General features: G+C 33.2%; 13 protein-coding genes. 1 reads left to right on the top strand and 12 read right to left on the bottom strand.

Annotation, left to right across the window (positions count from 1 at the left end; translation table 11 throughout):
* Window positions 1-274 precede the first annotated feature (274 nt).
* From AB8U03_RS09910 to AB8U03_RS09855, 12 genes are all read right to left on the bottom strand, one after another.
* Entirely contained in the window at window positions 275-1,405 is a 1,131-nt protein-coding gene (locus tag AB8U03_RS09910) for a plasmid pRiA4b ORF-3 family protein (RefSeq protein WP_369704391.1), read from the bottom strand.
* Between the two features lie 919 nt (window positions 1,406-2,324).
* Window positions 2,325-3,314: an ornithine cyclodeaminase family protein gene (locus AB8U03_RS09905; RefSeq protein ID WP_369704390.1), complete on the bottom strand. Its 990-nt coding sequence runs from the start codon at window positions 3,312-3,314 to the stop codon at window positions 2,325-2,327.
* A gap of 146 nt (window positions 3,315-3,460) precedes the next feature.
* The gene (locus AB8U03_RS09900; protein WP_369704389.1) at window positions 3,461-4,258 is read right to left on the bottom strand and encodes a TrmB family transcriptional regulator; all 798 of its coding nucleotides are present in this window, start codon (window positions 4,256-4,258) and stop codon (window positions 3,461-3,463) included.
* Window positions 4,259-4,579: 321 nt separating this feature from the next.
* Window positions 4,580-5,809 carry a glycosyltransferase family 2 protein gene (locus AB8U03_RS09895; RefSeq protein ID WP_369704388.1) on the bottom strand — a complete coding sequence of 410 codons (1,230 nt, stop codon included), beginning with the start codon at window positions 5,807-5,809 and terminating at the stop codon, window positions 4,580-4,582.
* Between the two features lie 157 nt (window positions 5,810-5,966).
* On the bottom strand, window positions 5,967-7,133 hold the full coding sequence (locus tag AB8U03_RS09890) for a HEAT repeat domain-containing protein (RefSeq protein WP_369704387.1): 1,167 nt from the start codon (window positions 7,131-7,133) through the stop codon (window positions 5,967-5,969).
* A gap of 14 nt (window positions 7,134-7,147) precedes the next feature.
* The gene (locus AB8U03_RS09885; RefSeq protein ID WP_369704386.1) at window positions 7,148-9,286 is read right to left on the bottom strand and encodes a family 2 glycosyl transferase; all 2,139 of its coding nucleotides are present in this window, start codon (window positions 9,284-9,286) and stop codon (window positions 7,148-7,150) included.
* A 560-nt stretch (window positions 9,287-9,846) separates the two neighbouring features.
* Window positions 9,847-11,127: a nickel pincer cofactor-dependent isomerase, group 22 gene (locus tag AB8U03_RS09880; protein ID WP_369704385.1), complete on the bottom strand. Its 1,281-nt coding sequence runs from the start codon at window positions 11,125-11,127 to the stop codon at window positions 9,847-9,849.
* 58 nt (window positions 11,128-11,185) lie between these two features.
* On the bottom strand, window positions 11,186-12,463 hold the full coding sequence (locus tag AB8U03_RS09875) for an MFS transporter (protein ID WP_369704384.1): 1,278 nt from the start codon (window positions 12,461-12,463) through the stop codon (window positions 11,186-11,188).
* 66 nt (window positions 12,464-12,529) lie between these two features.
* Window positions 12,530-13,690, bottom strand: coding sequence for a UxaA family hydrolase (locus AB8U03_RS09870; protein WP_369704383.1), 1,161 nt, complete (start codon window positions 13,688-13,690; stop codon window positions 12,530-12,532).
* Between the two features lie 27 nt (window positions 13,691-13,717).
* Window positions 13,718-14,005, bottom strand: coding sequence for a UxaA family hydrolase (locus AB8U03_RS09865; RefSeq protein ID WP_369704382.1), 288 nt, complete (start codon window positions 14,003-14,005; stop codon window positions 13,718-13,720).
* A gap of 14 nt (window positions 14,006-14,019) precedes the next feature.
* Window positions 14,020-14,913 carry a 4-hydroxy-tetrahydrodipicolinate synthase gene (gene dapA, locus AB8U03_RS09860; RefSeq protein ID WP_369704381.1) on the bottom strand — a complete coding sequence of 298 codons (894 nt, stop codon included), beginning with the start codon at window positions 14,911-14,913 and terminating at the stop codon, window positions 14,020-14,022.
* Between the two features lie 163 nt (window positions 14,914-15,076).
* Entirely contained in the window at window positions 15,077-16,990 is a 1,914-nt protein-coding gene (locus tag AB8U03_RS09855) for a sigma 54-interacting transcriptional regulator (protein WP_369704380.1), read from the bottom strand.
* A 220-nt stretch (window positions 16,991-17,210) separates the two neighbouring features.
* Here AB8U03_RS09855 and AB8U03_RS09850 point away from each other — a divergent pair, with 220 nt between their 5' ends.
* On the top strand, window positions 17,211-17,825 hold the full coding sequence (locus tag AB8U03_RS09850) for a hypothetical protein (RefSeq protein WP_369704379.1): 615 nt from the start codon (window positions 17,211-17,213) through the stop codon (window positions 17,823-17,825).
* Window positions 17,826-17,899: the final 74 nt, after the last annotated feature.

Here is a 17,899-nt window from a genome sequence, read left to right as displayed (position 1 = left end):
AAAAATCTCGGAGCCTCCGCAAAAAATAATTTTATTTAAATACATCCCATGTTAAGGTTCAACCAGTGTGAAATAGCCGCTCTTTATTTTTATTATATCCCTAAAAGCACTCATAATAAAGAGATCAGTTGAAATTTTTCCAACCGCCTTCTATTTTTTAATGGTTGATATAGAAAAGTGGCATAAGTCTTTATATTTCAAGGCTTATGTCACTTGAATTTATGTGTGAGGTTGGAAAAATCATTTTTTTCAAGATATTATATTAATCTAGATTTCAAATATATCTAATCTTGCTATTTATTGCTTCAATATCAAAATCTTCATATCCCTGACCTGACCCCCAGGCCAGCATATTGTCATATTCAGGGTTATTTTTATCTCGTAAGATTCCAAGAAATTCTTCATAACCGGGGTCTCCGCCCACATCTTCCGGTGGAGCCTTCCCATTCCCATCAACACAGACAGGATAATTCAGATTGTAGTCATCTATAACCTTTTCCACTTCAATATAATGCTGCCAATTGTCCCCAAAATCATAATCATATTTCAACCACTTATATCGGGGAATATACTCTGACAGCTTTATACCTGTCTCAAGTTTCGTCTGTATATCATCCGGATACTCAAAAGCCTCTTCATCACAAACCAATTTTATGATAGGATTATACGAGTGCTCATTATATGCAGAATCATTTATAGACAATTTACTACAAAAACTTGTACTGTCATAAATATAAAACTCATGCAGATGATAATCCTTCCAGCCAAACAATTTCTGTAGAACTTTATGCAGCCTATCAAAGGTGATATTTAGAGGAACTACCAATCTTCGCCAGACTTTATGTTTACAAAGTTCCAAAGTTATCTTCAGTTGTACAGCTTTGCAACTAAAGATAGGTTTTCTGAAAAAATTCTCAAGATCCTTATACATTTCTTCTACTGGAGTTATAAAATTATTCTTTCCATTTCCCACAAGATAACGTCCTAATTTTTTGCTTAATGCACTCTGGTAAATTGAATCTGCTGTCAGAAAATCCGCATAATAATATACAGCCTCACATGATTTGTTCATTCTGGCCACGGACTTTCTATCCCTTGTTTTTGAATAAACAATTTTCGGGGAATAATTTATAAACTGTTCTATAAAATAATTCTTTATACATTCATTCTCCAATACCTCACGGACAGCCTTTATGAAAAGCTCATCAAGCTTTTTAAAATCTTTAGTCTTAAGTCCATATAGAACAATAACATACCTGTTTTTATCATTGACAAAAACTACTGCTTTTCTGCGATTAACCATCATCAAATTGGCATGGCAGGAAAAAAGAGGGTCACCATATTCAACTTCTGCCGGCTTTATATTAAGTTGTTTCAAAAGCTTTTGTGTACACTGTATCAACATAAATTAAAACCCCCATTCTCATTTTACCTGTAAATTACATTCTACCTTAAATTATACTACAATTTTGATTGTAATTTTCTATAAATTTCATCCCCAAGCAGGGGTCAGACCCTAAGCTTGTCCTTTACAAAAATTAAGACTACCAATCAGCTTTATTTCAAAAACCAATTGGTAGTCAAGTAACTCCTGACCCATCCGCACTATTTAATTTTATTTGAATTTCTATCACCTTTTTCTAACTATTATCCATAGTATTTCCGTATCATGGAATCCTATTACTTTAACGCATCTCCGTACCATAAAATTAAAATTTTATGATCTTACATGACCTATACATATAATATTCAAAGATATATCATATACAGTTATAACTCTAACTTTCTACAACCATCTCCTCAACTATATTATTCTTTCAGCAGCACCAACAGCTATCATTCCTTTCAAATATATCCAACATCATATATTTTTCAGGCCACTGATTCTGTCAACTGCCACCCTATACTGATGAACACTCATCATAGGCCGCATGTTCACCCATATTTTTAGATATTTTCCTACAGCAATTGCCGATAACAAATTACATCAAATTATCTTTCACTGCCATAAAATTTTACCGTAGAATGCCATTTATTTGTGGACATTCTCTGGATCAGGAGTACTAGAAGAAGTTTTATCTTCTTCTTAATTTCATTCTATGTTAAACCTTTATATACGTCAAGTGTTTTTTCAAATATTATTTCAAGCTTACAGTATCAGTAAAAGGCAATTCCCTCCTAAATTACTGTCTGATAAATAACTTCAACATAAAAAATCCGGCAGCCTTCATATTTCAAGCTGCCGGAAATCAAATTCCTTCTAAGTCATTTATTTGCCGTACTTTACCCACATCACAATTACCTTTAAATTTCTCTTTGGGCCTTTACAATTCTATGTTTATACCGATTTTGGCTTTAAGTGCCTTTTCATAGATTTTATATGCTGTGACCACATCCATTACAGCAATTCCAACAGTTTCATAAATAGTTATATCATCTTCTGAAGTCCTTCCTTCGATTTTCTTAGAAATTACTTCTCCCAATTCACCGTTGACTTTGCTTTCATCAATAAGTCCTTTTTTTATAGGGATTATAAAGTCACCGCTTTCAGAAAGAACAGCACTTTTTGAATCCATATAAATCTTATCAGCATTTTGAACTATATATTCATCAAGTTCCTCCATAACAGGAGTGTATGATCCAACTCCATTTATATGTGTTCCTTTTTTTACAAGTTTTCCATTAAAAACAGCTTTTTTGGAAGTAGTTACTGTAGTGATAATATCAGCATCCTTAACAGCATCATCCGAACTTTCGGCGGCAATAATTTTTGTAGAAAAGCGGTTAAGTTCTTTGCTCATCCTTTCAGCAAAAGCTTCAGCTCTTTTTTTATCAATATCAAATACCTTTACCCTGTCAAGATTTCTTACAGTAAGCATTGCTTCCAGCTGGGACCCTGCTTGACCACCGGTTCCAAACAGTGCACCATTTTTTGCATCTTTTCTTGACAATATATCAGTTGCCGCCCCAGATGTGGCCCCTGTCCTGAGTTGAGTCAGATAAGTACCGTCCATGATACATATTACATCACCGGTTTTACCATCAAGCAATATCATTTTAGCCGGTACTGAAGGTACGCCCTTTTCGATATTCTTCGGGAAAACTGAAACAATCTTGATACCAACACTGTCAAGCCCCTCCACATATGCTGGCATGAATAAACTCTGGCCTTCATATTTTGGTACATCAATATTTGTTCTCAAGGGAACTACACTTTTACCTTCTGAAAATATAGATAATGCTTCTTTTGCGGCGTCAATAGCCTCTTTCATATTAAAAACCTTTTTTATATCGCTTTTATTAAGCAACAACATAACTTAGCATCCTCCCTTAATATTAAACATTTATTTATCTGTTTTAAATTCTTTAATGAGCATTGTTAATCCTGAATATAATATAACTGCTGTTACAACCCCTGGCAATTATGAAATTGTCTCCTTTACTTTTTATAATATTTAATTTAAAATATATCTCTTATATTTGATATACATTGATTTAACTTATTGGAATTTGATTTTTCAACAGAATCAATCAATTTAAGACAATAAGCATCATGTTTTACATATTCTTTAACCAAAAATACAAGAGAACGATTTTCAGTCCATATGACTTCTGATTCTTCGTTGTCAAATATGCGTCCGAAGACCACTTCTTTATCATCTGAAACAAGGGAAATTAATCTCCCGCCTAATTCTGCATGTTTTTCATCTTCAAAGCCATGCCTGTATACTAGCTTTAAATCCAATTTATATTTATGTTCACTACTATACAACACCGTCAATAGTGGAATATCTTTATTATCCAATGTTTTTAATTCTTCATGTATTTGTGGTACATCCTCCATCCATACCTGCACATATACTTCTTTCTTTGATTTTTTTAAAATATTTCGGCACTTGTTGAATATATTGTTATAACCATTTATATACCATATGTAATCCATATTATTTGATCGTTCAACTTTCTTCAGTTCATTGGACATTTCCGAAAATAATGAATTATATTCAAATTTTTTGTTGCTTATAAATTCATCAACAGATATACAATTATAATATGTAGGATTTTTAGATTTTGAGGCTACTACAAATCCATTTTTTACTAATTTTGAAAGTACATTGTATACTCTTGATCTCGGTACTGCCGATATTTTACTTATCTCATAACCTGTAGACGGCCCATTTTTCAATAATTCTATATAAACCTTTGCTTCAACATCTGTTAAATCAAAGTTTTTTAACAATTCCAATATTCTATCCATAATTATCCCTCAATTATTCCTCTTATACGATTAGTAGTATCATTTAATACTACTATATAATAATGATAAATTTTTGTCAATGCTTTTTATCATCTTAATAATTGTATTCACTTTATATTATATGCAAAAATTGAAACCACCAATCAGCTATAATTCTATAGACTAATCGGTGGTCAAACAACTCCTGACTCATATAAACACTCTGGCTCTATTTGAATATCCATCACTCTTTTCTAATTTTCTTTATAATGTGCACTACACTATACAACTTTATTACACTTACTATTCAGGCATGATTTGCAGCAGACATACAATTAGGATTTATGTGAAACTTTTCCTCTTTATTTTTCCCCAGCTATTTTTAAACTTTTTGAACCTTATGATTGCATATACCCTAAAAAATGTTGTCATCTGCCTGTATCCAAAATTTTCTAATATTCCATACCATGAAATTTTAAATAGCTGCTTAATGGATTGATAGCTGCTGAAAGTATATTCTTCCAGCAAAATCGCACCTATGGACAGTATTATGCCATAAAGTACTGATGCAGCCAGAAACATCACAAAATACTGGATATTAAGCAGTCCTAAAATATAAGCTAGTGGAATAAATATATACCCTAACACTTCAACTATGGGTCCAAGCATTTCAAATATCCAAAAATATGGAGTTCCAAATATACCTATAACACCATATTTAGGATTCAACAATAACTTTTTATGGCGAAATAAGCTGTCCATCAATCCAATTTGCCAGCGTCTCCTTTGAACTCTCAAATCCTTTATCTTTTCAGGTGCCTGTGTCCAACAGACAGGATCAGGTATGAACTTAATTCTGTATTTTAATTTATTTTTTCTCAAATATTCATGCATCTTAACTACCAATTCCATGTCTTCTCCGATGGTATTATTGGTATATCCCCCTACTTGCACGGCAGTATCTTTTTTAAATGCTCCAAAGGCCCCTGAAATAATCAACAAACACCCTAGAGCATCCCATCCCATTCTCCCGCTGAGAAATCCTCTTAAATATTCAACAATCTGAAACATTACCAATTTATTGTTGGGCAATCCAACATTTTTTATCTTTCCATTTTCAATTTCATTACCATTGGCAATTCTGACAATTCCACCAACTGCAACTGTTGATTTGTCCTCAATAAAAGGCATAATCACTCTGACTAAAGAATCATTTTCAAGTATTGAATCCGCATCTATAGATGTAAATATCGGATATTTTGACACATTTATTCCGGCATTAAGGGCATCTGCTTTGCCGCCATTTTCCTTATCAATTAAAGTAAACCATGGAATATCCATATTCTTGTATATACCTTTAATTTTTTTGGTTTTTAACAGATATCTCACTGGTTGATTTATTTTAAGCAAATTATAGGTTTCAATTACTTTTTTCAAGGTATCATCTTTTGAGCCATCATTAATCACAATAATTTCAAACAGCGGATAATTTAAATTCAATAAAGATTTTATATTGTCTACTATGGTATTTTCCTCATTATATACAGGAACTAATATAGAAACTGGTATCATATTATGAGAAGTAATATATTTTTTGTAATCGGAGTAATGCATTTTCTTTATATAATCATACAGGCCAAACGCAGACAATATCAACTGTATAAAATATATGGTGTTGATACACAATACATAATAAAGCAAGAAATAATTAAAATACATAATTATCTGCTTAATTAACATTATATTCATATTCCTCATCCTTTTTTTCCATTGTTATACACTCTACTGCCCTTTTGGTATTATCTTTTGAAGTTTCATATAAATATAACTTATTATTTGATGAATTTTCTATGGCAGATATTATTATATTTCTAACAAATTTATCCTTTCTTTGAAAAGCATAAGAAATTATACTCATTCCTATTTCTTTCTCATAATTTAATATTGACATAGCTGCGTTATACCTTACATACCACTTATTATCAGAAAGTGATCTAGCTAGCGGGATCAGTATTTTACTATTGGTAAAATTATTCAGCGCCTTTGCAGTTACAGCCCTTACCTCCCATTCACTATCCTTCAGAAGTTTTATAACATCATCTAAATATCTTGCATCGCCAATACTGCCAATAGCTTTTACAGCTGCAATTCTTCTCTCTTTATCTTCACTAAATAAATATTTTGATATGTCCCTGCTCAATGAAGCATGCTTATAATTTCCTGCTGATTTAATAAACACACGGGCAACCAAACTGTTATCTGAATGTATCATTTTCTTATAAATTTTATTTTTGTCTCCTTCAAAACTATCCACTATTTCTATTAAACCTCTTTCACTTAAACCCACTGATGAATCAACATTTTCAAAAGCCCTAATGAAAGTCTCCTCCTCTCCTATCTTCGCAAGAGCCAATAAAATATTGTATTTAACGTCATTATCTGAAATATCAGATTCCTCCAGAAGTGGTTCGATTGCATTCTTACTTCTGAATTGCCCCAATCTTTTAGCAGATAATGCCTTTTTAAAATTATCTCCATGTTGAAAATTATTGATTTCATATTGAACAATTCCAATATATTCACACACTTTTGTTATATTTTGAGAAAAATCGCCCTTAAAATTTTCAAGATAGTATACTAACCTCTTCCTGATTATCTCTCTTTTATATTTATTTTTACAGTATCTTTTAATATTTTTCAGTATATCACTAGTTATATCTTGTCCATTTATAACCTTGTTTATATTAAAGTTAACATAAGGTGTCACTTCTCTTTTATACTTTTCAATTTTTTTATTTTTATGGACTTCCGCAATTTTCTCATATATTATATAAATGTATAAAAAAAATATTATTAAGGAAAAAAACACTATTGAGAAATATACATATTGCTCCATATTTACCTCCTTGTCTAATCATTCCCAATTGACTTAAAAGCTTTTTTAAGAATATCATAGGAGGGCTTTAATCTCTCATGATAAGTGGGAGTATCCCATTCCTTCCAGTTGTATAACTCCATATTACTATTCTCCATTACGACATCATTTTTAACTAAAATACCTCCTATATAAAGTCCCGGTATTTTCATGGAAGTTATTTTCCCCTTGTTATAAAAATCATCCATGATCATTTTGGTAGAAGGGTCCATGACATTTAAAAGCTGCCAGGGTATTCTGATTTCTACTTTATTTCCTTTCACAGAATAATCAGTTAAAGAATTGTAACTATCATGCTTCGGATTAGCATCTCCTAAAACCAGTTTGCCCGTTTCATATTTTTCCAGAGGGATTGTTTTTTTATCCTGGGGCAAATTCAATGACCCGCTCAGACACAAATAAATGGGATTGAATATACCACTGTTCTTTTTTTCATAAGCTGCATTCCTGCTAATCACATTCAATTGATGAGCATAAATATAGTAAAAAACATCATAATAAGAATCCGTAACTATTTTTGATCCAGCTTTTTTATCCAACACAATCACCATATCCGTGGGTCTCTTAAATTTCAGATTGTAATAATTATATTTTAAATTTCCGGAGTTTGGAGTTATATCAATAGGCAGAAACAATTTATCTTTTTCAAAGTCAAATCCACTTATGTCCCCCATTATATATAAATATTTTTCATCACTTTTCACATATAACTTCATACCACCGGTATCTACCAAAGGCTTGTCTTTTTTCCAGTCTGATATATCTCCATCCACATAACATGTACTCTTGTTTTCTCCTGGATCAAAAGCTAAAACTCCGAATTCCTGTTCATTTGTCTGTGGATTGGACCAGTAAGGCCTTCTATCCGGCAAATCCAAATCCATGGTATTCCAGGTTCTCTTAAACCACTCGTCCTGCCACGTAAAAACCAAACCTCCTGCATAACCCTCATCGGAAATATTCTGAAGCATAAAGGCATCCATTTCACCCTGACTTTTTTCATCTACATCTCCCTGATTGAATCCCATATAAATACTTCTATGAGCCATTCCCCTGGATGACGGCACACCAAATTCCGCTACCAAAACCGGTACTTTATAGTTTTTTATCAAATCCTTCAAATATGCTCTGTAAGTATTTATTTTGCCATCTTTATCCCTATAATCAGCATATTCATGTTGATAATTCATAAAATCCGGGTAATATGGATATATATGATAGGATGCAAATAATCCCGGTTTGAAGGAATTCTTCTTTTTTATGTGTTCTGTATTTACTGAAACCATATCTTCATCTTTTAAAGGCCCATTGGGATGTTTTAGAGTATCTGTAGGAACCCAGTTAACAAAACTCAAAGGTCTCTGCATTCCATATTTTTCAGTTTCATACCTAACAGCATAATCTCCTATTTCACTTAAAAATGCTTCAAAAGGTGAAGCATTTTTTGTATACAGATACCTGCCATCGAAACTATTTTTATTTGGATTTAATTTATTGGTATTCTGCACAAAAGTCGGATCCCATTCAACACCTAAAATCCATCCTATAACATAAGGGGATACATCCTTAGTATATGTTCCACTGGCATAGCCTTTTCTGACAGGAAGCTTGGCATTACCATGTATTATATTAATAGTACTTTCTATATCTTCTTCAAAATTATTTTTAATTATAGGACTGTATGCATTTTCAAATTTTGATATATCATTTTCGTTAATCCATACACCTTGAAAAACATACAGCGGCTTTGATGCACTTTTATTGTATTCATATAAGGCATCATAGAATTCAGGTTTAAGTATTGTATACACTCTTATTGCATCGGCATTCATACCTGCTATTTCCCTAAACCATCTCAGGTACTGATCCTCAGTTATACTCAGATCCCCAGGAAAAGAACCAGGCTCTGAAGCACCGACATTTACTCCTTTAATAAACAACTTTTGCCATTTACCATACCTATATATGTAGAAATATTTACTGTCCAATTTTGAAATATATGATATATTATCATTTTTATATACAGAAAGTTTATTTCTAACGATAAACATATACTTAAAAGCTAAAAAAAATAATAGAATAATAATTCCAGAAAATATTATAAATTTCTTCAATAGCTTACCCCCTGCCCTACATATTTATTATTGCTAACAAAAATAGTCTTTTAGCCAAACTGGATATCTTCAAATATTTCTTCTTTTCATCTGAAATATTTTATTTTCTTCTTTCAAAAAATTAAAACTACCAATTAGCTTTATTTCTAAAAATTAATTGGCAGTCAGGCAAATCTTAACCTACCTATAAAAATACTGGTACTCAATTAAACCAAAATTTTCATTTTTGTATTGTTCTTTATTAATATATACGCAGATTTTATCATTTTTTGGGGGTATATTAAAACTATATTTTCCATTTTAGCTTTATCTCCAAAGATTAATTGGTGATCAGGAACTCCTAACTTATCTGAACACGCTGATTTTAAAGCATTTTACAGTGGAATGGAACAATGACACAAAAACAAAAGAAGGTTATAATCAAAAGCCTAACAACCTTTAAGCACACTTCATAATTTTAAATGTAAAAAATAGAATGAGCATGGATTTGATTTTTGCACAAATCCACACTCACTCATTGGTGGTTAAAAAACTTCTAACTCATTTTTGCCAGCAATCGCTTACCATATATTTATGGGTTCGCCATTTTGAAATTCCATTTCTTTCGGTTCAGTTAGGATTTCCAACTTGGAATTTTTTTCAACCTCACCCAGCAAAGGCTCACTTACCCATATTTTTCCTAACTCCATTGTATTTTTAATCCAGACTATCTTATGCTGTTTCTTTTGTATTCCATTGCATAATTTAGCTGCTATTCTCACAGCATCCTCAGTGTTTCTGGCAACCATAGGTATTTTAGCAGGTTCTATTTCCGTACTGGTAAAACAATTTGTATACATTGAAATAAAGTCTATTTTATCAAACAATTTTCTAGTTGTAACATCAGCCATTCCAACTCCATTTGTGTTTCCATGAGACTCATCTGTTACATCCAATATAACACATTTTTTAAATTCAGGTCCCCCGCTGGCACATTTGGTAAAATATAATCCCGTTACATTTGGATCCTGTCCATCTCCACTTATATTTTTACCTATCTCTCCTATTATAAGTACGTCAAACTTCGGTATGAGTATTTGGGCCATCCTTTTTCTGCTCTCTTCAAGAAGAGCTGCTTCCTTCTCCAGCCCAAGTATTTCATCTTTTGTAAGTATGGTGATTTTGTAAGTATCATCATAGGCATTCTCAACTGTGGATACTGCAAAAAGCAGTTTAATTTTTTTAGCTATCATGCATCCAACTCCAGGTATCAATTCATGAAATCTTTCAAATCCCTTGCTGTGGACTGAATCCGCCCCGCGCTGTTTGCCAAGCCCTATAACAAGCATTTTACAAGCACCGCTTTCAACTCTGCCTCTAAAACAGGTATGCGGTTTTATTCTTGGAATTATAATTACTCCATCCGCTTCAAGTGCACTTTTGGCAACATAGACAGTCAATCCAGGCTCGTATTCTCCAATTGGCTCAACATCTACAGATGCATCCACTTTAACTCCCATTGTTTTCTCTGTAATACCATAGGAAGCCAGAATACCTGCCTGTCCCTCTGGTGTAGCTCCTCCATGGCTTCCCATTGCAGGTATAATAAAAGGCTTTGCTCCAGCTTCTTTCAGACAGTCCACAACTGTCTTTGCCATTTTAGCAATATTTGCAACTCCACGGCTGCCAACTCCTACTGCAATCCTCTTGTCTTTCAGGTTCATATTTTTTATACTTTGTTTTACTTTATTTGCTACTTCAAGTTCTATATTTTCAACTCTATCCTTCTCAAAATTCTGTTTTATTTTTAAAAATCTAGGCAATTCTATCCTAGGAAATTTAGTTAAATCCAAAGACTCCATATTTACATCTCCCACTTATATAATATTTTATATATACTCGAAATAATCTATTTCACTATTACAGTCCTTCACTTTTAGATGTTTCTTTTGGCAATGATACCGTTACTAAAAATCCAATTGCTAAAATTATTACTAAACTATAAGTCCCTATACCCGAGCTGTATTTCATAGTCAACCATCCAACTATATATGGTCCCAGGAAACCGCCCAAATTTCCAAGTGCATTTATAACTCCCCTGGCACCTCCTGCCATCTCAGTATTAAACAATATTGGAGGTATTGTCCAGAATACACTTGAAGCCGCTTGAAGAAATACACCGCAGCCAATTAAAAAAGCAAATGACAACCATATACTGGATTTTGTTTGAACTGACAATAACAGACATATGGAAAATCCAATCAGGGGCAATGCAGTATGCAGTTTTCTATTTCCGCTTTTGTCAGATAGATGAGAGAAGACATACAACCCGACTATGGTACCCACATATGGCAATGTGGACAGCCACCCTACGCCATTCATTCCTGATTTAGTAAGTTCTTTTATCAAAGTTGGAAGCCAGAGTGAAAACCCGTATATTCCGGTCTGATAGCAAAAATATATTACAATTAATTTCCACATATTTATATTGGAAAATATGTCTTTAAGAGATACCGCAGTTCCTTCCTTATCTTTTACATTTTTCTGCTCCTCTTTTATTTTTTGTGTGATATACTCTTTTTCTTCTTTAGATATCCATTTGGCATCTTCAGGTCTATCACTTATAAGCGGCAGCCAAACCAATATTAATGCAAGAGATATCAGACCTTCTATTATAAAAACAGCACGCCAGCTGTATACAGTTATAATCCATCCGGAAAGGGGACCGGTTATTATGGAAGCTATTGGCACATTCATTATGAAATATGCATTTGCCCTGCCCCTTTCTTCATTTGGAAACCAGTGGCTTATAATAGTAAGTATTGCCGGCCACACACCACCCTCAGCGACTCCCAGTAAAAAACGAATTGCAAGCAGCTGGGGCACATTTTGAACAAATCCGGATATAACTGCAAGTCCTCCCCAAGCCATTATTGAACAGGCTATAAATTTCTTGGCACTTCCCTTCTCAGCTATTTGTCCACCCGGCACTTGCAAAAACAGATATCCTACAAAGAATATTCCTGCAGCAAGACCTGTAACACTGGCCGTCATAGCTAGATCCTTACTCATTCCACCTGCCATTGCGAAGCCTATATTTGTACGATCCATAAAAGCTACTATATAAACCAGTATTGTAGGTGGAATTATATGAAGCCAACGCCCACTAGGTATTACTTTATCTATACTTTCTTGCATTTATACTCCCCCTTAATATAATAAACGTTTCCATATTATTTCAACTCCCACATTTATACAAACAATCTATACATAATTACACAATCTGCTTATTGCGGTATCATTAAAACCCAATGCCTCTGCCTTTGTAACTTTGCCATTTGCCACATTTATGACTTCATTTAACAAATTCTCACCTAATTGTTCTATGGTTTTTTCTCCTGATATAACTTGACTTGCATTAAAATCTATATTTCCCTTCATCTTTTCAAAAGTATATTTATTGCCGGTTACTTTTAATACTGGAGATATTATATTGCCTGTAGGAGTTCCCCTTCCTGTAGTAAACACTATTATCTGGCATCCACCAGCTGCAAGTCCGGTTACCGATGCTATATCAAACCCTGGGGTATCCATTATAACCAATCCCTTTTTACTAGGAAAATCAGCATAATCCACCACTTCTACTATAGGTCTATGTCCGCCTTTGTGTATGCATCCCAATGATTTTTCTTCAATAGTACTTATACCACCTGCTTTGTTTCCAGGTGAAGGGTTACCCTCCCTTAAGTTTTCCCCTGCAGTCTTCAAATGGTTCTCATATCTTTTAACTATGGATATAATTTCATCGCTAATTTCCGGAGTAGCTCCTCTTGCCGCAAGTAAATGTTCTGCTCCTATAAATTCAGTTGTTTCACATAGTATTGAAGTCGATCCCAGATCCACAAGTCTGTCACTCATGTCACCAAGAACCGGATTGGCCGCCAGCCCGGAAGTAGGATCAGATCCTCCACATTCCGTAGCCACTATGAGTTCAGATATATCAGCCTCTTCCCTTTTAAGTTCTGATGCTTCCTGTGCCATCTCCCTGGCATACTCAATACCCTTTGCAATAGTAGCACTTGTTCCTCCTTCTTCTTGAATAACCAATTTTTTTAAAGGTTTATTCGTCACAGCTTCTATTAGTTTTGAAACTTCATCAGGCTGGGCATTTTCGCATCCAAGTCCTATGAGAACTGTACCATACACATTGGGATTTGCCGCTAAGCCTACCAACACTTTCACAGTGATATCCAAATCCCCTTTAGCCTGACCACACCCATTTTGATTAACTATATTAACAGCACCCTTTACTTGCTCCGCTACTATCCTGCAGGTTTCACTTGAACATGCGCAAGTAGGAAGTACAAGAACTTTATTCCTTATTCCGACTTTTCCATCAGGTCTTCTATATCCCATAAATTTCATAACGTTATCCTCCTGTCCACTATTTTGCTATATATTTTCTCTTATACTTATTAAATTGTGTAAATGAACATGTTCTCCTATTTTTATATCCTTTATGGCTTTTCCTATCACCTGACCGTATTTATAAATTTCCTCGCCTTTATCTATATTGGATACTGAAAATTTATGATAGACAGGTATATTGTTTATAATAGAAACTTTTTTCAATTCATCACCAATCTTGTACACAGCTGTATCCCCAATTTTTAATTCCATCATGGTTACAGCTACATTATCCTTCTTGTCCACAATCAAAGAATTTATATTATCATTCATAGCTATTTTCCTTTCTAAAAATCGATTTCATTTTTAAGAATTTCTTTTAATTTTGCAGCCTGTACCTCATTTAAAGTTCCCAGAGGCTTGCAGCTCACCGGTTTTATATCCTTTTTAACTAATGATACCGCTGTCTTAATAGTAGGTATAAAAGGTTGTGCAATATCATACAGTCCCATAAATTTATTTATTTTATTCTGTAATACTTTTACCGTTTTAAAATCGTCTTTATTGTATACACTAAAGATCTCCGAAAATAACTCGGGAGCAAAATTTGAAAGACCTCCGATTAATCCATTTCCACCCGAAATTAAATTTGGGATAAAGTATTCTTCAAATCCTGAAAATACCATGAAATCTTTTAGCTGTGATTTCACAACTTGAATTACCTTTCTGGTATGACTCATATTATCTACAGTATCTTTAATTCCCACAATATTCTTGTATTTTAGAGCTAATTTTAATATAAGCTCTGCACTCATATTGACACAGGTTCTATCAGGAAAGTTATACATGATAATTGGTATATCAGTATTCTCTGCAATCTCAGAGTAATAACTATACAGACTGTCTTCACCTAGTTTAAAATAATATGGACAGACAACGACTACTGCATCCGCTCCTTCTTTTTTACAAAATTTTGTAAGTTCAACTACTTCATCTACATCTGTTCCACCTGTTCCAACCAGAACCGGAACTCTTTTATTCACCTTTTCAATCACAAAGCTGATAAATTTTTTCTTTTTATCCAGAGGTATACTAAAGAATTCTCCTGTACTTCCCAATATCAAGATTCCATTGACTCCGCCTCCAATAATATAGTCAATCAGCTCTCCATTACCTTTAAAATCAATGTCCCTGTTTTCGTCTAAGACTGTTATCATCGGTGTGAAAATTCCACTGTACATATCTCAATTCATCTCCTTATACAATAATTTTTACAAATAATCCTGCAATAGTTTTCACAGCAATATCCATGCCAATTTTAAAACTTCTGAAAAAATAAAGGGAAACCCTTGTCATGGGATTTCCCTTTATCCGATATATATTTTTTTATTTCAGAAATGAAATCTATTTTTCATTTTTGAAATTCAATTTTCTCCATAGAGTGGTTTTACTCATATTGAGCTTCCTGCATAATCTGTCTTTATCTCCGTTATATTCTTTCAGTAAATTATATATAATATCACTTTCCATTTCCTTTAAGTTATCGGATACCCTTATCTTCATCTCTCTGTTACAGTCTCTATCCCTAAAATTATAATTTAGGATTTCCATTAACGACTTCTCCGTAATCTCTTCTCCTTCATTGCATATAACAAGCTTGTCAATAAAATTCTTTAACTCCCTGACATTTCCTGCCCAGCTATAATCCAGCAAGCACTTAAATACATCTTCATTTTTCCAGTACAAATGTCTATTTTCATTTGCACATTCTTTCTCCATAAGGGATATTGCCATTGGTATTATATCTTCTTTCCTATTTCTCAAGGGATCAATCCTAAGCTCCAATACACTGAGCCTGTAATACAGATCTTCTCTAAAATTTTTATTTATTACTTCATCTCTTAAATTTTTATTTGTAGCACAGATTATTCTTACGTCTACCGGTATAATTTTTTCTGCCCCCACCCTTCTTATTTCCCTTTCCTGAAGTACTCTTAAGAGTCTGGATTGAAAATTAAGAGATATCTCTCCAATCTCATCCAAAAATAATGTTCCTCCATGGGCAATTTCAAAAAGTCCTTTTTTACCCCCTTTTGAAGCACCCGTAAAGGCACCCTCTTCATACCCGAATAACTCACTTTCAAGCAGATTTTCATTTAGGGAGGCACAATTTATGGATACAAAGGGACCATTCTTTCTTCTGCTCACATTATGAATGCTGTGTGCAAACAACTCCTTTCCAGTACCACTTTCGCCGACTATAAGTATAGTGCCTTCAGAATGTGCAAATTTAAATGCCAAACTTTTAGTTTTCATTATACTATCACTGTTTCCTATAATATCATCAAAATTATATTTAGCTACAAGTCCCTTTTCATTGAGCTTCTTTCTTATATTCAATTCCAGTTTTTGAATATCATCCACCTGCTGAAATATTGCCACAGTTCCCTGGATCTTGTTGTCAACCAGAATTTTTATTATATTGGAGACAATTCTCCTGTCACCTAATTTTATCAATTTTCCAAGTTCAATTGGGCTGCCCTTGTTAATCTTTTCAAAGCAGCGAACCGGAAAGATGTTCTGCATTTTATTACCTATTACTTCACTTTGAGGATACCCTAGTATCTTTTGAGCGGATTTATTATAAACACTGATTCTATTATCCTTATCCGCTGTCAGTACACCTTCATCTATTACATTCAATATGGATTCTATTTCTTTTACCCTGGCCTTTTCTTCAATATTATATTGAATCATTCTCACAGCCTGATTCAGTGCCTGTACAACAGCTTCCTGACCTGATTCAAGTATTTCACTGTAAATGCCGTGTTTCTTTGCCTCTAAAACAGCTATAACATCTCCTATCAGGGCATCTATTTTATTGTTTTTTATAATTTTGTCCACTGCCTCCGGAATCTCCTCCACATTATTACAGGATTCAAATTCAACATTGATATCCGATATATTATTAAAATAGTTCTTTTTATAGATAATATTGGATATGGTAACAACTGCAATTTTTTTATAACCTCTATTAGTAACACTGCTTATAGATCTCAATATATCAAATGAAGTTACTGGAATTTCTATCACAGGTATATTTATCTTAGTCCCTAAATATGCTGCTGTTCCGCCCCTTGTAACTATAATTTTTGTACCATGAGCAATACTTTTATATATATCACCTATCTTTTCACATTTCTTTCCTATAAAATTTCCCTTTATTATAGAAAATGGTACATTTATATTATCCCTTATGTCCCGTACCAACCTCTCAAGCTTATCATATGGAGCCACCAGTAATATATTATTATCCATACTAACAACGATTCCCCCCCATATTAAGTTAAAACTATAGAAAAGTTTAAAATAAAATCACCAATTAGCTATGTAACTGCAAACTAATTAGTGATTAAACAACTTTACAATTTCATTATATGGTAAACGTTTTTACATGTCAACTTTTAAACAATTTTTGCGAATAATTACCACATAAATCGGCAAACTATAAATAAATCTATTTTGGGAGGAAAATAAAATGTTAAAAAGAAATATTAAAATAATAGCTGCTTTAACTGTTTTGACATCATTAAATATTAGTTTCATGACGGTTCAAGCTTCATCAGCTAAGGATATCTCTGCAATAAGTCAAACCACATTGGAAAAAAATAATAATCATAAACATCATGATTATAAATCCCGTCTTGATGCGCTAGTAAAGGATAAAGTCATAACTCAAAAGCAGGAAAATGCTGCACTGGATTTAATAAAATCCGATGACTTTCGTGAATTCATGAAAAAAAATCACAAGTGTTCAAAAAATAAATTGAATACTCTGGTTGAAAATGGAACCATAACTAAAGAACAGGAATCTTCCATAAAAAAAGTATTTTCTTCTTCTAAAAAGCAGGGGAAAAATTTTAGAAATTCTTTTGACAATGGCTTGGACGATCTAGTAAATAAGGGTACCATAAATAAAAATCAAAAGGCTTCCGTACAAAATCTATTGATTTCTTGTAGAAAGGAGCATATTGATAACCTGACCGTATTTTTCAAACATAAATTTGATACTCTTGTAAATAATGGAACAATAACACAAAAACAAGAGGAAGCTATAATCAAAAGCTTAACAACTTTTAAACATACTTCATAAAACAAATTCCCCCGAGGTACAGGAAATTATCTCCTGTATCTCGGGGGAATTTGCAGAAGTTAAAACCACCAATT

This window comes from Clostridium moutaii, from assembly GCF_041205085.1.
Classification (GTDB): Bacteria; Bacillota; Clostridia; order Clostridiales; family Clostridiaceae; genus Clostridium_B; species Clostridium_B moutaii.
This window is presented reverse-complemented; position numbering and strand designations above follow the sequence as displayed.